This is a genomic window from Pandoraea sp. PE-S2R-1 (assembly GCF_002179865.1).
Classification (GTDB): Bacteria; Pseudomonadota; Gammaproteobacteria; order Burkholderiales; family Burkholderiaceae; genus Pandoraea.
On record NZ_NGUR01000005.1, the window covers coordinates 231,224 to 250,184 of the forward strand.

The window sequence follows — 18,961 nt, forward strand, 5'->3', positions numbered from 1 at the left end:
CATATCACGCCGCGCCGTGACACTTCGCGCCTTGGGTCAGGTCAACCCATCACCACCGATACCGATACCCCACCTGCCCGTACACGTTCCGACGGTAATCGCCGCCCATGTTGCGGGCGTACTTCACGCTCGCGTAAAGCGACGACGTGCGCCCGAGGGTTGCATCCAGACCGGCACCGATTTCAAACCACGTCTTTGCGAGACTGCTGTCGAAGCTCGCGCCCCCCACGTTGGTCGCACCCGGCGACAGGAAGTCGTGCACGACGTCGGCGCTCAGGTACGGAGACGCCGACCCAACCCCGGCGACGTTCGCCAGATCCGGCGCAGCGAACTTGACGCCCAGACGGCCACGCAACGCATTCGTCGTGTTGCCCGACACCGTCGACAGGCTGTCGCTGAACCCGTTCAGATGCAAATACTGATACGCCAACTGCGCCTGCGGCTCGATGGTGAAGCCCGTGCCGAGAATGGCGAACCGGTGACCGATCTCGCCGGAGAGCGCGGCACCGAAGCCATTTTGCGTGGCCCCAATACCCGTCACATCACTGTACTTGTTGCGATAGTGTGTGATCTGCGTCGTCACGTCGGCATAAGCGCCCTGCGGCAGAATTCGCGTCCAGTAGGCGCCCACCGATTGCGCCTGCATGTTGACCGAGCCAGTCGCCGCCGAGAGCGTCGGGTCGAGCGTACGTGCGCTGTCGGAGAACGACGCCGAGGCCGTGCCGAACGTGGCCGTCACCCCCGCCAGCGTGCTGCCGCCCCAGCCCGAGGCGTCGGTATTCAAACGCCACTCGCGCCCGAACTGTGCCGCGAACATGCGCTCATCCGCATCGAAGCGCCCCGACATGTTGGCGTCCATCGACTTGCCATACACGCGGCCCCACACGCCATTGGACGTATCGTCACCCGCAGTGCCGGTGGTGCGCGCATTGCCCATGCGTTCCTGCAAGCGGCCCAGCATGGTGAAACCGAAATCGGTGTTCAACTGCGGCGTCATGGCGTAGGCAACCGTCGCTGCGCGGTAAGCGGTCTGGCCTGAGGCGTATGACGTCGACAAGAACCAGCTAGGGTCACCGCCCGCCGGACCGATCTTGCGAAGCAGGTACTGATATGCGCCCGCCTGAATCGGTGCATCAAGCTTGAATGCGCCGTCCGAGGCCGTCCCGTTGACCTGCACGAGCTGAATGCCACTGCCCGAGGTCGGCGTGCCGGTGCCCGAGACCTTCAACTTGAGCAGAGTCGTGCCGCTCGCATTGCCGTTGATGACGAGTTTGTCGGAAGCCGTTGTGCCGTCGGCGGCGATGGTGGCCCCCATCAGCGCGGTTGCGTTGTTGCCGACGTAGTCGCCCGCGATCGTGAACGTGCCGAGATTGCCCGCAGTGGCCCCGGGCGACGCGCTGCCGACCGCGAGGATGCCCGCGTTCGTCACGCTGCCCAGCGTGCCGCCGTAACCGGCCAGCGTCGCACCGGCGGCCACCGTCGTCAGGCCGCTGCCCAGCGTCGCGTTGCGGTGCGAGGCGTCACCAACGATAACGGTGGCACCGCTGCCAATCGTCGTCGCGCCAGCGTACGTGCTCGCCCCGTTGAGAGCGATCGTGCCCGCGCCGAGCGCCACTGCCGAGAAGTTCGAAATCGCGCCGTTGTAGCTGAACGCGTTACCGCTGCCCGGCGTGATGGTCAGGGTGCTGGTGCCCGTGCCACCGGACACATCGCCGTTCACTACCGCCGCGCCGCCCAGAATCTGGAGGCTGCTGTTGCCGCTGCCCAGATCCACGGCCTTGCCGCTCTGATCGGCCGTGATCGTGCCGTAGTTGATCACCGTCGCGTCGTTGGCACCGGTATTGACGGCAGCTGCCGTCGCGCCGCCGCCTTCAAGGACACCGCCCGCCTGATTGATGATCGTCACCGTCATGGCGTTGCGGCTGCCGGTCACGGCAATCGCCGAGTCGCTTTGCCCGCGAATGAGGCCGCTGTTGACGATGGTCGAATTGACGTAGATGCCCTGCGGCGCGATGGCCAGCCCCGTGGCCGGGTCCTTGTCCACGCCGGCGAGCGTAATGCCGCGGCCGATGCCGCCGGGCGTGTTCTCGCCGACGATGGTGCCGCTGTTGACGATGGTGCCGCCACCGACGGTGACGCCTTCACTCACGTCGTTGAAGGCGCGTGCGCCGCGAATCGTGCCCGAATTGGTGATGTTGACGATACCGTCGACGTCCACGCCATCGCCATCACCCGTCACGCCATTGCCGATGATCGTGCCGCTGTTGTTGATCGTGACGACTTCCTTGGCATTGAACCCGTCGATGTTGATGCCCGAACCGTTCATGCCCTGAATCGTGCCGCCGGCATTGTTCGTGACGGAGAGCTTGAACGTCCCGTCCGTGGTCGTGTCGACGCCGCCGGTGATGCCGTGGCGGGCGCCCTGAATCAAACCGGTGCCCGAGTTGACGACGGTGATGCCGCTGTTGGACTGGGCGTCGATACCGTCGCTGCTGCTCGTGCTGCCGGGGTTGTTGGTCGAACGGATGATGCCCGCGTTGTTGACCACGCCGTTGACGCCGGGACGCACGGCATCGGCTTCGTTTGCCTGAATGACGCCACCGGCGAAGTTGTTGAGCACATTGGTGCCGGTAGTGATCGCGTTGAAGTCGATCGCCTGACTGCCGCCGCCGGAGTTGTTGGTCGAGGTCAGCGTGCCGTAGTTGTTGAACACGACGTTGCTGTTCGCCTTGTTCATCTGGATCACGTCGGCGTCGAACGTGGTGATGCTGGCCCCGGCCCCGTTAGTGACCGTCAGGGTCAGGCCCCCGGTGTTGTCACGTATTGCCCGGCCGGTGCCCGTCATGTTGATCGAGCCGTTGTTGACGATGGTGGCGTTGCCGGTCGCGGTAATGCCGACGGTGCTGCCGCCCACGGACAAGACGCCGCCGCTGGCAATCGTGCCGGACTGCCCGCTGGAGAGCGTCTGGGCCGTGTTGGACGTCTGTCCGTTATTGATGAGGAAGTTGGCGGCGAAGGCGTGCTGCTCGGCGAAAAGCGCGATGACGCCTGCCAGAATGGCAATTGGTTTCATAAACCCCGATGTCCTCTTTGGAACTTGTTCGAAGTCGCAGAGTATTCGTCGGTGTCATGACGAATTGATGAAATGCGGTGAAAGATTGGCGCGATCGACGTAAATCACGTCATCAATTCAGTACAACCCCGCTACCGTATTTTTCTGTAAATCCCGGTCGTAGGTCTGCGCATCAAAATGGCCACCGCTCAGGCGTTTATGCATCTCGCCGGTACTCGGCAAGCGGTCTCGGGGGATTTGTGTTTCCTGATCCCACAAGCGGGAGCGCACGATTGCCTTGGCGCAATGGAAATACACGCGGTCGATCGACACCACGATGACTGTTTTCGGCAGCTTGCCGCTGACTTCAAAGCGCGCGAGCAAATCCGGGTCTACCGAGATGCGGGCGCGTCCGTTGACGCGCAACGTCTCACCAATGCCGGGAATCAAAAAGAGAAGCGACACGCGTGGGTCGGCAATGATATTGCGCAGATTGTCGATTCGGTTATTACCCGGCCGATCGGGAATCGCCAACGTCCGTTCGTCCAGAATCTGAATAAAACCCGCCGCATCGCCTTTCGGAGAGCAGTCAGTCCCCTCATCGCCGACGGATGCCAGCGCCACGAACGGACACGCTCTGACGAACGCCTGATAGTCCTCGTTGAGGTACGTCAGCTCTTTCCAGATCGCACGCTCACCTGGCTCGCCGTAAATCGCGGCGAGTTGTTCCACACTATTGACATCATGATTCATGCGACGCTCTCGTAAGTTTCGGTACTGGTGCCATCCGCTGCGGGCAGTATAAAGTCGCTGCCGATACCCTGTCATTTTTTACAGCTGCGCTTTGGGCGCCTTCCAAGGGAGGCTTTGCGGGGGCGCTCGCCGCTGTGTTTGGCGAGATAGCGGCGGCTCTCGAATCGTAAGACAAATGCGGGCGATCGTTTTAAACTGCCAAGCGCATTCGGCGCGTCGACCAACGTGCGGTACCGAATGTCCTATCAATATAAACACGAATATTTCTGCTGACTCGGCAGGACCAGAATCTATTTAGGGGAAAGCAATGGGCTTTATCTTCTTTATCGTCATCGTGGCGTTCGTCGCGTGGGCGATCATCTATCAGAAGAAGCTTCAACGGCAGCGCGAGGAAGCTCGCCGACGCTATGCAGCGTCGCTCGATGCACTGAAGAAAGATCCGACCAACGCCGATCTCAAGCAGACGACGCTCGCGCTCGGCCGTGAGTATTCGAATCTCACGCGCGACAAGAAGGGCAATACGCTGTTCGACGAAGTCGCGCTGATGAACGACATCAACGCAGCGTGTGCAGGTGCGACGCACCCGGGGGCAGCGAGCGCCGCAGCGCCGGTCCCGGCGCAAGCCAGCGTGGAAGACCGCATCCTGAAGCTCAAGGACCTCCTCGACAAGGGCCTGATCTCAGAGGGCGATTTCGAGAAGCGCCGAGGCGAGATCCTTTCCAGCATCTGACGGCACACAAAAAAGGCTCCTCCCGGAGCCTTTTACGTTTAAAGCGCTTACATCTCTCCTGCCCGCAACGCCGTCTTCAGCACCTTCCCGTAGTGATTCTTGGGCAATGCATCCACCGTGACATACCGCTTCGGCCGCTTAAATCGGGCGATGTGCGCGAGGCAATGCGCATCTAGCGCGTGAGTATCCAATTGCGTACCGGGGCGGCTCACTACGTACGCCACGATCACCTCGCCCCATTCCGGATCCGGCTCACCGATGACGGCCACCTCCGCCACGTTGTCTGCGCGTAACAGCACTTCCTCGACTTCGCGCGGATAGATGTTCGTACCGCCGGAAATGATGACGTCTTTCGAGCGGTCCTTCAGCGTGAGAAAGCCGTCGTCGTCGAGCACACCGATGTCGCCCGTCCACAGCCAGCCGTTACGAAGCGTCTTTGCGGTCGCTTCTGGATTTTGCCAATACCCCTGCATCACAACATCGCCGCGCACCACGACCTCACCGGGTGTGCCCGGGGCCACGGGAACGCCATCGTCATCCACCACTTCGACTTCCACCATCGCGTGCGCGTGGCCGACCGACGCCAGTCGCTGCGCCCACGCCGGGTGCCCACTCGCGGCGATGCAATCGCGCGGCAATACCGTGATCGTCATCGGCGACTCGCCCTGACCGTAGATCTGGACGAAGCGTGAACCCATCACGGCAAGCGCTTGTTCGATATCGGCCGTGTACATCGGCCCGCCGCCGTAGACAATCGTTTTGAAACCCTCGGACGAGGCACCCGAGGCCTGCGCATGGCGCACCAAACGATTGACCATCGTCGGCGCAGCGAAGCAGGAGATGCCACCGAGTGACGCCGCCAGCGCGAACATTTCCTCCGCGTCAAAGCCACCCGAGGCGGGGAAGACGTGTCCCGCCGCCTGCATCATGAACACGACGCTATACAGTCCGGCGCCGTGCGACATCGGGGCCGCGTAGAGCGTGCGGTCGTTGCGTCCAATCGCATCCACATCCGCGAGGTAACACGCCGCAAGCGACCAGAGATTGCGATGCGACAGCATCACACCCTTGGGGCGCCCCGTTGTCCCGGACGTGTAGAAGATCCACGCCAGATCCCCATTCTCCCGGGAGACGGCTGCACCGCTTTGCGATGCCAATGCGCCAGCGGCATTCACCCAACTCTCGATTTGCGCATCGTCCGGTGCGATGCGAATCGCTGGCACTTCCAGAAACTCGGCAATCGCGTCGAGATCTTCCGCTTCCGCCAGCACCACCTCGGCTTGCGCATCATTGACGATGAACGCCGCCTCGCGCGGATGCAGCTTGGCGTTGATCGGCACGGCGACCAGACCCGCCCACCAGATCGCATACAGCCATTCGAGATACTCCGGGCGATTGCGCATCCACAGCGCGACGCGCGCACCTTCCGCGAGACCGAGCGAGCGCAGGCCGTCGGCAATGCCGGCACAACGTCGCGCCAGCGTGGCGTAGTCATACTGCGGCGATTCACCGCGATAGGTGGCAATGTGCGAAGGGTGCCGCGCAGCAGCGCGGGCAAGCGTATTGGCAATGTTCATGACAGGAAGCGATCGCGCATCACCCGGTGAGCGGCTGATGCGCGATCAGAAGGAAGTAAGAAAACAGAGCAGAGCAACCCGCGCGCGAAATCCGTCGCGCGCGTCGTCAAATCAATGCGCAGGCGTACGTGCGGCACCCGGCGCAACACGACGGCTCGCGTCCCCCGAGCGTTGCGTCGCCACCGTCAGAAACGCGAAGAGCAGCAGCCCGTAGAGCAGCACCATCACACCGAGCGTGCTCATGCTCGCGCCGTATCCACCGAAGGTGTCTTTCGCCCAACCCGTCAGATACGGGCCGAGGAAACCGCCAAGGTTGCCGACCGAGTTCACGAGGCCGATACCGGCTGCCGCCGCAGCCCCCGTCAGGAACATGGGCACCAGCGGCCAGAACAGGATGTTCGACGCCAGAATTCCCGACGCGGCGATGCAAAGCCCGACGATCCCCATGACCGGTGAAGTCGCATTCCCCGCGATCACCAGCCCCACGGCACCGATTGCTGCGGGCACGAGGATGTGCCAGCGCCGCTCGCCGGTCTTGTCGGAGTGCCGCGCGTTGATCACCATCGCGACACCCGCGCACAGATAAGGCAACGCGCTGAGCAGCCCGGCGCGCGTGTTGTCCAGACCGCCGATGCCCTTGATGATCTGCGGCATCCACAGGGTGATGCCGAACAGCGCGGTGATGTTGCAGAAAATGGCGAAGGCCAGCAGCAGCACCTTCCCGGAGAGCAGCGTTTGCATCACGCTGTACTGACGCGCACTTTCCTTCGCCGCCCGTTCCTGTGCGAGCGTGCGCACGAGCCAGTCGCGCTGCGCGCCGGTGAGCCACGTCACCTTGTCGGGTGAATTGCCGAGTACGAAGTAGGCGATGACGCCGACCACGACCGCGAGCGCGCCTTCGAGCAGGAACATCCACTGCCAGCCGCGCAGACCAGCGAAGTCGTGGAACGACGTGAGGATGGCGGTGGACAACGGTGCGCCGATCAATACCGCGAGCGGCAGACCCAGAATGAAGATCGCCGTCGCGCGCGCCATGGCGCGTCCCGGGAACCAGAGGCTGAGGTAGAGCACGATGCCCGGGAAGAACCCCGCTTCGGCGACACCCAGCAGGAAACGCATCACGTAGAACGACGTCTCCCCTGACACGAACGCGAAGCCTGCCGAGACGATCCCCCACGTGACCATGATGCGGGCAATCCAGATGCGTGCGCCGACCCGGTGAAGGATCAGGTTGCTGGGCACCTCGAAGACGAAATAGCCAATCGAGAAGATGCCCGCACCGAAGCCGTAGACGGTCGCGGTGAACCCGAGGTCGCCATTCAGATGTAACGCGGCGAAGCCGACGTTCACCCGGTCGAGAAACGCCACGATGTAGCAGAGAATCAGAAACGGCAGAATGCGGCGCAGTAGCTGACTGATCGTCTCCTGCGCGAGACGCGAGTCCAGCGCGGCGGCGTTATCGCCGCTCGCGACCGGTGGGCTCGCCTGAGATGCGGGGGTCGGGTTCAAGGGGTGTCTCCGTCATGGTGCTGTTATGAATGCTGGTCGCTGCCAGCTGAGTGATACGAACTTGCGGTATTGCACGACTTCGTTACGATTTGCTGATTCACTGAAGCTTTACCGGCGTGGCCCTCGCGCCAGCCTCACTGCTTGTAGTCATGCCCGTGGCGTTCCAGCTTGCGCAACAGCGGCGGCCATTCGCGATCGCCCGAGCCGCGCAGATCCGTCACCCATTGCTCGGCGGTCAAGGCGGCAATGTCATGCGGTGGAATTCGCAGTGCAGCGCCCGTCGCCTGCGCGAGCAGTTGCGCGCGAGCCGCTTTCTCCAGATAGAACATTTCCACAAACGCATGTCCGACCGAACGGCCGACGGTGAGCGTGCCGTGATTGCGCAGAATGAGCGCCGTGTGCTCGCCGAGGTCGACCAGCAACCGCTCGCGCTCATCGGTAGTCAGCGCGATGCCTTCGTAGTCGTGATAGCCGAGACGGCCGACAAAGCGCATCGCGTGCTGGGTGATCGGCAGCAGACCGTCTTCCAGCGCGGAGAGCGCCATGCCGGCTTCGGTGTGCAGATGCATCACGCAGGCAGCATCCTCGCGTGCTGCATGAATGCACCCGTGAATGACGAAGCCAGCCGCATTCGGGCGATAGAGCGAGTGGCCGATGACGCGGCCTTCAAGGTCGATCTTCACGAGGTTCGACGCCGTGATTTCGTCGAACGACAAGCCCAGCGGATTCACCAGAAAGTGATGCTGCGGCCCGGGCACGCGCGCCGACAGATGGGTGTAGATGAGATCGTCCCAGCCGTTGAGCGCACACAGTCGATACGCCGCCGCGAGATCCTCGCGCACGCGCTGCTCGCCCGGCGTCGTGCCGGTGTCGGCGAGGACTTCGCCGGCGGGCAGGTCAAATGAAGAAAAAACTGTGTCAGACTTCTGCATTCCGTTCTCCGAACCGACGTACCGCTAGCAAAGCGGCGACGATATTTATAAACTAAACGTTCAGTTTAGTATTTGTCTGGACCGAGCGAATGTCAAGTCAGTTGAATCCCGAATCTTCCACGTCAGGCCGGCGCGGTCGCAAACGTAGTGTCGAAGCGGAGCGCGCTGTGCTCGACGCGGCTTATCGGTTGTTGCTGGAGCAGGGGCTGGCCGCCACGACGATGGAGGCCATCGCGACGGCTGCCGGTGTGAGCAAGGCGACGATCTACAAGTGGTGGCCCAACCGCGCGTCGGTGATCATGACGGCGTTTCTGCGTGAAGCGGGGCAGGCGCTGCCGTACCCGGAAGAGCTCAAGCTCGACAGCATCTTTGCGCGCTTGCTCAAGATGGCCGAAGAGTTTTGCGGGCCGATGGGCACGATGATCAGTGCGCTAATCGCAGAAGGGCAGTCGGACCCGGAGATCGCGCAGGCGTTTCGCGACGGTTACGTCTCGGCCCGCCGCCAGCAGGGCGTGGAGATTGTGCGCGACGCCGTGGCGCGCGGGCTCATCAAGCCGGGCGATCCCGATGTCGTGCTCGATATCCTCTACGCGCCGCTCTACTACCGTCTGCTTGTCGGCCACAAGCCGCTGACGCGCGCGTTCGTGCGTGAGCACGTGAACCTCGTCATGCAAGGTCTGATCGGGCCGAACGGCACCGTGCCCACCTTGGCTGCGAAAGCCGCACGCGGTGCAAAGACGGTGCCGTCGAGAGGCGCGACGGCCAAAGCGGCGGCAAAAAAAGCTTGACGCGTCGAACCGGGTTGTGAATAAACTAAACGAATAGTTTAGAAATTAAAACAACGACACAACCTGACGGAGACGCCCTGTATGAACACATCTTCTGGCCGCGCGAAGCGCATCTCGTTGGACGCGTTGCGCGATAGCGGACATGCTGTCGTTGTGACGGGGGCGAGCGGCGGCATCGGTCTGGCCGTCGCCAACCGTCTTTACGACGATGGCTGGCACGTGGTGGCTACCGACCTCGATCTTTCGCGACTGCGCGATGTATTCGGCGCGCGCGCCGGTGAACCGAGAATGACACTGGCCGCCATCGATGTGACCGACCATGCCGCCGTCGACGCGCTCGCTGCATCGCTGGGTGAACGTGGCGGCGTGGCTGGACTCGTGAATGTGGCGGGCTTGTTGCAGGACGCCATTCCGTTGCTCGAGATGGACGACGGCATGCAGCGCCGTGTCTGGGAAGTGAACTACTTCGGCGCGCAGCATTGCCTGCGTGCGTTTGCGCCGCTGATGACGCAGGCCGGAGCAGGCGCCGTCGTCAACATTACGTCGATCAACGAGCTGCGTCCGCTACCGCTGCACGCCTATTCGCCCACCAAGGTAGCGTTGGGGGCGCTCACGCAACTGGCAGCGGGAGAACTTGGCGCGTCAGGGATTCGCGTGAACTCGGTGGCACCGGGCTTCACGCTGACACCGATCTTTGAAGACAAGCTTGCGACCGGCAAGCGCAGCGCATCGGCCATCGAAGCGCATTCGGCATTGGGGCGTCTGGTGGGGACCGATGAGATCGCGGCGGCGGTGAGCTTCCTGATGTGCGACCAGTCGAGCGCGATCACCGGTGTCAGCTTGCCCGTGGACGCTGGCTGGCTGGTCAGTTCGCACTGGATGAACTTCCGCGAACTGGCACGCGCCGGCGCAGCGTAAAACGGGGCAACAGGTAAGAGAAGTCTTGCGGCGGGTGCAACATCCGCCGCAGGGGCTTACATGAAGAGGCTTGCGGTGTCGGACATGAACTTTGCGACCGGAGCGAGCCGGCTTGCCCACGAACCCACTGCAACCATTCCGTCCAAGATAGCCATCCAGGGCATTTCACACCTCCAGTGTTGGGTTTCATCGATCTCGCTGTGTCGGCGAGTTGATGCAACGATACCGGGCCGGGGAAATTGGCGAAACTGAGACAAATCACAGTCGGCCGTTACTTCGCCCTCGCACGCACTACCGGGGCGCCGCCAAGCAGTTTGACCAACATCAGTGCGCCGGCGCCCCCGCTTGCGATCGCCAGCAGCCACCACAGGGCCGGCATGTCGAAGACCGTCAGATTCTTCTCGTCTGTCGGCAAGTTCATGGTGCTTATAACCACGGCGGTGTTGTAGAACACATGCAGCAGGATGCCGGGGAGCAGTGAGCGAGTCCGTTCGTACAGTTTTCCGGCCACCAGTCCGAAGATGAGGGCGACGACGAACTGATAGACGTTCAGGTGAGCCAGACCGAAGACTGCGGCTGAGTGCGCGATGGCCGTGCCCGCCGGATACTGCCGTAGAAAGCTGCGCAGGATGATGCCGCGATACAGCATTTCTTCGACAAATGGTGCGACCAGACACACGAGTACGAAGGAGCCGAGCCCGGTCTGCCGGTAAAAGTCATTGGAGGCTTGCAGCCATCCTCCTATCGGGAACATCTTCTCCACGCCGGTGCCGATCACCGTGATGACCAGCATCAATCCCGGCGTCAATAGCAGGATAGGCACCGTGAAAAGTCCCAGCGTGGCGCGCATTGAAGCCCGCCCCTGATGAAACAGGTCCCGATAGCTGAGCCTGGTGTAGTGAAGCATTGCCCAAAATGCCAGCCCATAAGCCAACACGCGGCCAATGCTGTACGCCGCCATCGGGCGAATGCCGACGATATAGCTCAGTTGCACCACGATCGCATCCGTCACCATCTCGACAAAGAAGATCGCGATCACAACAAAGAAAGCTTCCAGCAAGTTCGGGAAGCAGTATTCGGCCGGTCTGTTGTTCATGTCTTATGGTCTTGGGGGCTGATCGATGATTGCCCGCTATTGGTCCGCTATTTGCCAGTCACTTCCCGGTCGTATTCGCGACACCCGCCAGTACGGTCGGTGCGACGAGCGTCACATAATCCTGACCACGGTTCGCGACAATCTGTCGGAGAAATCCCGTGAACTGCGATGCCTTGTCGACGGATTGCTTGCCGTTTGACGAGTCGATTTCGAAGCCGAAATACGTGGGCACGACGACCTTGTCGTTCACGGCCCACTGAATGACTTCCGTGACGGACTTCACACCGTCGTACTTCGCGTGGAGGTTGGCAATGTCGGCGGCAGCGCGGTCCTGATAGCTTTGCATCGACGCTTTCAGCGAATCGGCATTGCCGCCGGCCTTTGCCTTATCCAGCTCTGCCTGATAACGCTCGACTTCCGAGACCGCGTAAGCGCGGGAGGTGTCCAACACCTGCTTGGCTTTCAGGGCGGACGGGCCGTCCATGCCGGCCAATTGCGCCTGACTCTTTTCGTCGATTTGCTGAACGACGGCCTTCTTTTCTTCCAGCAGTTTCGCGTAGCGATCCACGTCACCGGCGGTGCCCTCGATGGCTTTGCTCAGGTTGTCGTTGCTGGCTTTGAGGTAGCCGTTGATGTCGTCAATCTGCGCGTCACGAACCTTGTTCAGCGCGGCGACGGCGTCGTTGAGCTCACAGCGATACTCCACGGCCGATCGATTGCTCGCGTCCTTGAACGTTTTCCAGCTGGTGCTCTTGCAGGCCGCACGATCCGACAACGCCGAACCGTAGGTGTGGGTCTGATCGCCCGGGTAACCGGCCGCTTTCACCGCGCCGATTTCCGAGTCTTCGCAGCCCGTCAGCAGGCCGCAGAGGAGTGCAGTGGCGACGCAATATCGAATGCTTAAATTCATTTTTCCGCTATCTCACAAATCTCACATGAACGACAGGCCATCCCCGGCGAGTCCACCGCAGAGATAACGGCATCCGTCCAAAGATATTTAATCTCTTAACGGAAGACACTCTCAATTTTGTGAGGTGTCGCGCAAACAGAAACGGGCGCGCCAAAACTACGGCGCGCCCGTTTCATTACGTCAATCCAACGGTATTACCACCGATATTTAGCCGTCCCGATCACCGATGCCGTCGAGCCGTAGTAGCAGGCGCCGCCGGAGCAATACGCCGCGTACTTGCGATTGAACAGGTTGCTGCCGTTGACGGCAAAAGACCAATTGCCGGTGTCGTAATGGATGGCGGCATCGAACAGTGCCACGGCCGGCACGTCGAACGTGTTCTGCACGTCGCCCGCCGACGGTCCGATCACGCGCACCCCGGCACCGAAGCCCAGCCCGCGCAGCACCCCGCCATGCAGCGTGTAGTCGAGCCAGAGCGAGCTCAGGTAACGCGGCATCATCGTCGGACGCTTGCCCAACTGCGACGCCGTGTTGGTCTTCATGACCGTCTGGTTGAGATACGTATATGACCCGATCGCGCTCAGCGAGTCGGTCAATTGCAGCCGCGCTTCGAGTTCGATACCGCGCGAGCGCACCTCACCCGTCTGGATCACCGACCCGTTGTGCGCCGGATCGGCCGTGGTCACGTTCTGCTGCGTCAGGTTGTAGAACGACACCGTGTACAGCGCGTTATACGACTTCGGTTGGTACTTCACGCCGATTTCGTACTGCTCGCCCGTCGTGGGCTTGAGCGCCTGATTGAAGTAGTCGACGCCTGCCGTGGGCTGGAACGACTTGGCATAGCTGAAGTACGGGGCAATGCCGGAATCGAACAGATACGACAGCCCGCCACGCCACGTGAACGAATGCGGACTCTGGTTCTGAATGCTCGCACTCGTGGTGGTCTGCGTTTGCACGTTCATCGACGTCCAGTCCTGACGCAGGCCGAGCAGCGCCGTCCATCCGCCGTACTGAACCTGATCCTGCACGTACATGCCGAACTGGTCGGTCGCCGTATCCACCCGCTTGTTCGTCGTGGTGATGCGACCCAGCGTGCTGTAGTTGGGCGCAAACACGTTGAGTGTGCCAATGGGCCCCGTGCCGCTGCTGGTGCCGCTAAGCAGGCGCTGGTAGTCGAGCCCGACCAGCACCGTGTGCTGAAGCGGTCCGGTCGACAGCTTGCCTTCGATCTGGTTATCCCACGCGAACTGGCTCAGGTGCTCGCGGTCGAGAAACGCGTTCATCGATACCGTCGAGGTTGAGCCCGACAGGTAGTTCAGGAAGAACGACTGGTGATAGTCGATGTCGTCGTGCAGGTACCGCAGATTCGAGCGGAATTTGAGGGTGTCGTTGAACGCATGTTCGAACTTGGCCCCGAACGAGTACTGCGTGCGCCGGAAGTAATCGACATCCGGGTTGCCGACATAGGTATTCGGATCGATCTTGCCGTTCGGGTTGCCGCTCACGACACCGCTGACCGGCAGCGAGTTGAACAGCCCGCCGGCCGGGTCGCGCTGGTAGCTGGCGAACAACGTCAGCGAGGTGTCGCGCGACGCCCGGATGGTCACGCTCGGCGCAATCGCCAGACGCTGGTCCTTGATGCCGTTGACCTGCGAATTGGCGTCACGCGCCAGACCCGTCACGCGATAAAGGATCGTGCCGTCATCCGTCAGCTTGCCGCCCATATCGAAGCCCGCTTCAAAGCGGCTATGGCTACCGAACTGCAACATCAGCTCATGCACGGGCTCGTCGCTCGGCATCTTCGTAATCAGATTGACGATGCCCGCAGGACTGCCCGCGCCGTAAAGCACCGACGCCGGGCCGCGCAACACTTCAATGCGTTCAAGGAAATACGGATCGATGCGCGGATTTGCGTAAAACGCGTTCGGCTGAAGAATCAGCCCGTCGAGGTAGGTGTCGTACGAAAAGCCCCGGCCACGCAACTGGTCGAAGCGGAAGTCGGTGGCGTCCTGCGACGACACGCCCGGCGTGTAGCGCAGCGCCTGATCGATGGTGGTCGCGCCCTGTGTGTCCATCTGGTCGCGGGTGACGACCGACACCGATTGCGGCACGCGCACGAGCGGCGTATCGGTCTTGGTCGCCGACACACTGCGCTTGGCGACCACGCCATCGGTGCGCCCCGTCGGCGACTCCTCCCGGTCGGCCCGCACTTCCTGGGTCGGCAGGGCCACCGCGGACGGCACCCCGCTGTCTTGCGCGTGCGCCGTGCCAGACAAGGCAGCGAAGGCCAGCGGCGCGCCCAAGGGGGCCAACAGCGGCGCCCAGATCAACCCGCTTCCCCGGCGCCGCAGCCATCCCGGAACGCCCGTCCGGTGCTTGGCTGACTTCAGATTGCGCGACGGCTGCCGCGCGACGTTATCGTGTGTGTTTGTCATGTTAATAAAAATGCGTATCATTAACTTTTTACGTGAAGCGTCGTCCGCGGCGTCTTTGTCGGCCGGGGTACGGAGGGTTTGGCGGGGGAGTTGAGTTGTGTGCCGCGACGGTTCGGGCCGGCGCTGGCAGTCAAGGAGTGCCTGACGGGAGCCGATCATATCGCCGTTGGGGCAACGTGCGGCGACAACAATCGCCGCGAATGCGACAGATTTTGTCCTGACGGGACGGATTTGCAGATGTTATCAAGCGAGATGGACACCAAACGTACGCCAGTCACCGCCACCGGTCGGCGTCCGTTACCCCCGGTGATCGCCAATGCGATTGACTACCCTCATGGCATGCGGGAGCCCGCGCACACGCATTCGCGGGCGCAACTGATCTATGCGACGGCGGGGATGATCCGCGTGCGCACACCCGGCGCATCGTGGGTGGTCACGCCCACAATCGGGCTGCTGGTGATGCCGCGCGTCGAACACGAGCTGGAAATGGTCGGCGACGTGGCCTTCCGCACGATCTATCTCACGCATTTCGAGGCCCCGCAGGACGATCTGGAGGGGGTGCTGATGCCCGTGACCGGCCTGCTGCGCGAAGCCATCGTCGCGATGACCGAAGCCCCCGAGCACTATGCGCCGGACAGCGTGCCGGGGTTGCTGGCCAATCTCATCGAGCGGTTGCTGGGCGACGCGAGGCCGGGCGAGTTGGACGCGCAGTGGCGGCTGCCGCTGCCGGTACACCCCCGTCTGCGCAAGATTTGTGAAGCCCTGCTCGCCGAGCCCGCCAACAACGACACGCTCGAACTCTGGGCCGACCGGCTCGGGGCCAGTTCGCGCACGGTATCGCGCTTGTTCCAGCGCGAAACGGGTGTCGCTTTCGCCAAGTGGCGTGAGCATATGCGGGTGTGCGAGGCGATGTGCCAGCTATCGACGGGCTGCGCGCCCGGTGACGTGGCTTCGGCGCTTGGCTACGCGGATACGGCCACTTTTGCCAGCATGTTCCGTCGTGTGCTGGGCGTGACGCCGCAGCGCTATCAGGCCGGGTTCGTGGCGACGCGGGCTGCTCAGACGTCCTGACCGAAGAAGCTGCGAAAGGCGGTGGGCGGCAGCCCGAACTTGCGCTGAAAGACGCGCCGCATCTGCTCTTCCGATGCGAATCCACAACGGCCGGCGACGAGGGCAATGCCACTGGTCGTTGTCTCCAGCATGACCCGCGCCCGGGAAATTCGTACTTCCTGTACGGCGGCGAACGGCGAGCATCCCATCGCGAGCCGGAAGCGCCGTTGAAACGTGCGTGAGGTCTGCCCCATTTCGGCGGCCAGTTCGTCGACGCTCCACGTTTTGTGAAGACTTGATGCCACCTTGGCCATCAGCGATGAGAACTCCGCTGCCCCCGCGCGCTCCTGCATCAGCAGCGTTTCACTGAACTGCGCTTGCCCGCCGGGCCGCCGTAGATACACCACCAACTTCCGGGCAATCGACGCCGCCACGCGGTAGCCGCAGTCCGCTTCGACCAGCGCGAGTGCCAGATCGATACCCGCGGTGACGCCGGCAGACGTCCACACATTGCCGTCGTTCACAAAGATCGGTGATGGCTGCACGGTGACCTTGGGGTAGGCGGCCTGCAAGTCATCGCACCGCCCCCAATGCGTTGTGGCGCGACGGCCGTCGAGCACGCCAGCCGCTGCGAGCAGGAACGCCCCCGTGCAAACCGAACAAAGCCGACGGACCGACGCGTGCCCGTCGGCAATCGCATGCCGGATATCAGCGTCTGCACAGGCGTCGTCGACGCCCGGTCCGCCGGGAATCAGCACGGTGTCGGCGTCGGCAATGGCGTCGAGACCCGCGTCCACCACGATGTCGGGCCCGGCACTGGCAAGCACGCGCCCGGGGCGCACCGTTGCCGTAGTCAGCACATACGGGGGAGCGGGCAGGTCACGATTCGCGAGCGCGAAAACCTGCATCGGACCGGCCAGATCCAGCGGCTGATACCCGTCGTATACGACGAAGACGATGTTGCGTGGCGGAGGTGGCAGGAAAGGTGGGGAATTTGAGTTTTTTTCCATTTCTCACCTCCTAGAATCGGCTCGTTCATTTCTGATGTGAGGGTCGATGGTATGACGAATGCCGCGTTTCGTGTGGGGGTAGTGATGTTCCCGGGGATGACCCAACTGGACATGACCGGCCCGCTGGAAGTCCTGAGTGCCGTGCCGGGCTGGACCGTCGATCTCATCGGGGAAACCCTGTCGCCGGTGCGCTGCGCGCGAGGATTCTCGTTCATGTCGACGGTCGATTTTTCACACGCCCCGCAGTACGACTTGCTGGTGGTGCCCGGCGGTCCCGGGGTGGACGAGGCGATGTTGAACCGCTCGCTCGTCGCCTTTGTTCGTGATCAGGCGGCCCACGCCGCCTATGTGTTCGGCATCTGCACCGGATCGCTGCTGCTCGCGGCGACGGGCTGCCTTGCCGGGCGCCGCGCTAGCTGCCATTGGCAAGCGGTGGAATTTCTCACGCACTTCGGCGTGGTGCCGAGTCGTCAGCGCATGACCATCGACGGGCGGTTTTTCACGTCTGGCGGTGTGACCGCTGGGATCGACATGGCGTTGAAGGTGGTCGGCGAGATCGTTGGCGTCGAGGCCGCACAAGGGATTCAGTTGTTGCTGGAATACGACCCCGAGCCGCCGTATCGCGCAGGCACGCCCGACGTCGCACCGGCGGCCGTGGTCGAGCGGCTGACGCTGGCCAGTGCGCAACGCAAAAACAATCGATTGAAGGCCGTGCTGGCGGCGTCGCAGGCGATCGGCGGGACCGGGACCCAACCGGGCGGCTATCCGTTCTTCTGAGCGGACACGATGACGAACAGGAGACACCCGATGCACATGAACAACGAGACAGGCGAGCATGCGTCACCAGACGCGCCGAAGAGCGCGTCGGTGAACGTACCGGAAAAGCCCATCGACTGGCGCACGATTTATCTGGCGAGTGTGGGCGGCGGGCTGGAGTTCTATGACTTCATCGTCTACGGCATTTTTGCGACCTACGTCGCGAGGTCATTTTTCCCGACAGGCACCGGCACCACACCGTTGATCGCGACGTTCGCCGCCTTCGCCGTGGGCTACATCGCCAGACCGCTTGGCGGACTAGTGCTGAGTCATATCGGCGACAAGTTCGGCCGTCGTGTGGCGTTCCAGCTCTCGCTCGTTGTGATGACGCTGACGACCGCAGGGATGGCGCTCATGCCGACCTACGAATCCATCGGCGTGACGGCCAGCATCGCGTTCGTGGCGTTGCGGTTCTTGCAGGGCGCGTGCATTGGCGGCGAGTTGCCCGGGGCCATCGCGTATGTCGTGGAGACCGCCCCGAAACGCAGCGGCCTCGCGTGCGGCGTGATGTTTGCCTGCGTCAATTCAGGGAGCCTGCTCGCCACGGTTGTCAGCGTCGGGTTGCACGCCACGCTGACGGAAGGCGACATGCTTTCGTACGGCTGGCGCATCGCGTTTCTTGTCGGCGGCGCACTGGGGGCGGCGGGGGCGCTGATGCGTCGCGGGCTGCGAGAAACCGAACTCTTCCTGTCGATCAAGCAGCAGAAGCGCGCCCGGCTGCCGGCCGTCGAAGTGGTGCAATACCACTGGCGCCAGATCGTCGCCGCTATCGGTATCGTTGGATTGAATCAGGCGCTCATTGCACTGCTCAGCGTGGCGATGGTGCCGTACCTCATGCAAGTGGCGAGCTATCCCGCGAATACCGCGAGCGAACTGGTCATGTTCGCCATCGCCACGATGTCGGTCTGCATTGTCATCGTCGGCTATCTGAGCGACACCTTCGGCAAAGCCCGAATCTACCTGCTGGGGGCCGTCTTGATTGCAGCGGGGAGCTATCCGTTCTATGTCGTCGTGGCGGCGGGGGCTGCCCATCCGTTTCTGATCTTCGGTCTGGCCGCCATCGCGGTGTCGTTCATCGCGGGAACATTCGGTGCGCTCGCATCGGAGTTGTTTCCGACGAGTCTTCGGTTCAGCGGACTGGCCATTGCCTACAACCTGGCGGCGGCGCTGCTGGGCGGATTTACGCCGCTCGTCACGTCGCTACTGACCAGCGCCACCCATGACCGCGCCGCCCCCGGCCTGTTCATCACGGCAGTGTCGCTGGTGGGATTGCTGGGCGTCATTGCGACAGTGATCGGAAAGTCTCGGACATCGGCACGGCACTCGCAGATGCGGGTTGAACGCGGGGAGGCTGTCCGATAGCCGTTTTGCCGGTTGCCCCATCG

The 18,961-nt window shown here is 62.5% G+C and carries 15 protein-coding genes; 6 read left to right on the forward strand and 9 right to left on the reverse strand.

From position 1 onward, the window contains the following. Positions 1–49: 49 nt before the first annotated feature. Both CDV44_RS02295 and CDV44_RS02300 read right to left on the reverse strand, forming a co-directional pair. Entirely contained in the window at positions 50–3,073 is a 3,024-nt protein-coding gene (locus tag CDV44_RS02295; protein ID WP_087686488.1) for an autotransporter outer membrane beta-barrel domain-containing protein, read from the reverse strand. A gap of 117 nt (positions 3,074–3,190) precedes the next feature. Continuing rightward, on the reverse strand, positions 3,191–3,805 hold the full coding sequence (locus CDV44_RS02300; protein ID WP_087686489.1) for a pyridoxamine 5'-phosphate oxidase family protein: 615 nt from the start codon (positions 3,803–3,805) through the stop codon (positions 3,191–3,193). A 307-nt stretch (positions 3,806–4,112) separates the two neighbouring features. On the opposite strand from CDV44_RS02300, the gene CDV44_RS02305 reads away from it, so the two are divergent. Next, positions 4,113–4,535: an SHOCT domain-containing protein gene (locus CDV44_RS02305; protein ID WP_087686490.1), complete on the forward strand. Its 423-nt coding sequence runs from the start codon at positions 4,113–4,115 to the stop codon at positions 4,533–4,535. Positions 4,536–4,582: 47 nt separating this feature from the next. Here the strand turns inward: CDV44_RS02305 and CDV44_RS02310 are convergent, their stop codons facing one another. The 3 genes from CDV44_RS02310 to CDV44_RS02320 all read right to left on the reverse strand — a co-directional run bounded on the left by CDV44_RS02310 (position 4,583) and on the right by CDV44_RS02320 (position 8,553). Then, positions 4,583–6,112, reverse strand: a complete 1,530-nt coding sequence (locus CDV44_RS02310; RefSeq protein ID WP_087686491.1) for a class I adenylate-forming enzyme family protein — start codon at positions 6,110–6,112, stop codon at positions 4,583–4,585. A gap of 111 nt (positions 6,113–6,223) precedes the next feature. After that, positions 6,224–7,621, reverse strand: coding sequence for an MFS transporter (locus CDV44_RS02315; protein ID WP_212677061.1), 1,398 nt, complete (start codon positions 7,619–7,621; stop codon positions 6,224–6,226). Positions 7,622–7,755: 134 nt separating this feature from the next. Further along, positions 7,756–8,553, reverse strand: a complete 798-nt coding sequence (locus CDV44_RS02320; protein WP_087686492.1) for a class II aldolase/adducin family protein — start codon at positions 8,551–8,553, stop codon at positions 7,756–7,758. Between the two features lie 89 nt (positions 8,554–8,642). Between CDV44_RS02320 and CDV44_RS02325 the strand changes: the two genes are divergently transcribed. Continuing rightward, entirely contained in the window at positions 8,643–9,341 is a 699-nt protein-coding gene (locus CDV44_RS02325) for a TetR/AcrR family transcriptional regulator (RefSeq protein ID WP_087686493.1), read from the forward strand. 81 nt (positions 9,342–9,422) lie between these two features. Then, the gene (locus CDV44_RS02330) at positions 9,423–10,259 is read left to right on the forward strand and encodes an SDR family NAD(P)-dependent oxidoreductase (RefSeq protein ID WP_087686494.1); all 837 of its coding nucleotides are present in this window, start codon (positions 9,423–9,425) and stop codon (positions 10,257–10,259) included. Between the two features lie 271 nt (positions 10,260–10,530). On the opposite strand, the gene CDV44_RS02335 is transcribed toward CDV44_RS02330, so the two are convergent. From CDV44_RS02335 to CDV44_RS02345, 3 genes are all read right to left on the reverse strand, one after another. Further along, positions 10,531–11,319 carry a CPBP family intramembrane glutamic endopeptidase gene (locus CDV44_RS02335; protein WP_303395612.1) on the reverse strand — a complete coding sequence of 263 codons (789 nt, stop codon included), beginning with the start codon at positions 11,317–11,319 and terminating at the stop codon, positions 10,531–10,533. A gap of 94 nt (positions 11,320–11,413) precedes the next feature. Then, positions 11,414–12,265, reverse strand: coding sequence for a hypothetical protein (locus tag CDV44_RS02340; RefSeq protein WP_087686496.1), 852 nt, complete (start codon positions 12,263–12,265; stop codon positions 11,414–11,416). A 194-nt stretch (positions 12,266–12,459) separates the two neighbouring features. After that, positions 12,460–14,700, reverse strand: a complete 2,241-nt coding sequence (locus CDV44_RS02345) for a TonB-dependent siderophore receptor (protein WP_087686497.1) — start codon at positions 14,698–14,700, stop codon at positions 12,460–12,462. 252 nt (positions 14,701–14,952) lie between these two features. Here CDV44_RS02345 and CDV44_RS02350 point away from each other — a divergent pair, with 252 nt between their 5' ends. Next, positions 14,953–15,771 carry a helix-turn-helix domain-containing protein gene (locus CDV44_RS02350; RefSeq protein ID WP_170935829.1) on the forward strand — a complete coding sequence of 273 codons (819 nt, stop codon included), beginning with the start codon at positions 14,953–14,955 and terminating at the stop codon, positions 15,769–15,771. Here CDV44_RS02350 and CDV44_RS02355 read toward each other — a convergent pair. Beyond that, complete coding sequence (locus CDV44_RS02355; protein WP_087686499.1) at positions 15,759–16,760, reverse strand: GlxA family transcriptional regulator; 1,002 nt, start codon at positions 16,758–16,760, stop codon at positions 15,759–15,761. The two genes, CDV44_RS02350 and CDV44_RS02355, sit on opposite strands and share 13 nt — an antisense overlap. A gap of 51 nt (positions 16,761–16,811) precedes the next feature. On the opposite strand from CDV44_RS02355, the gene CDV44_RS02360 reads away from it, so the two are divergent. Further along, positions 16,812–17,537 carry a DJ-1/PfpI family protein gene (locus tag CDV44_RS02360; RefSeq protein ID WP_087686500.1) on the forward strand — a complete coding sequence of 242 codons (726 nt, stop codon included), beginning with the start codon at positions 16,812–16,814 and terminating at the stop codon, positions 17,535–17,537. 36 nt (positions 17,538–17,573) lie between these two features. Beyond that, on the forward strand, positions 17,574–18,938 hold the full coding sequence (locus tag CDV44_RS02365) for an MFS transporter (RefSeq protein ID WP_170935830.1): 1,365 nt from the start codon (positions 17,574–17,576) through the stop codon (positions 18,936–18,938). The last annotated feature ends 23 nt before the right edge of the window (positions 18,939–18,961 follow it).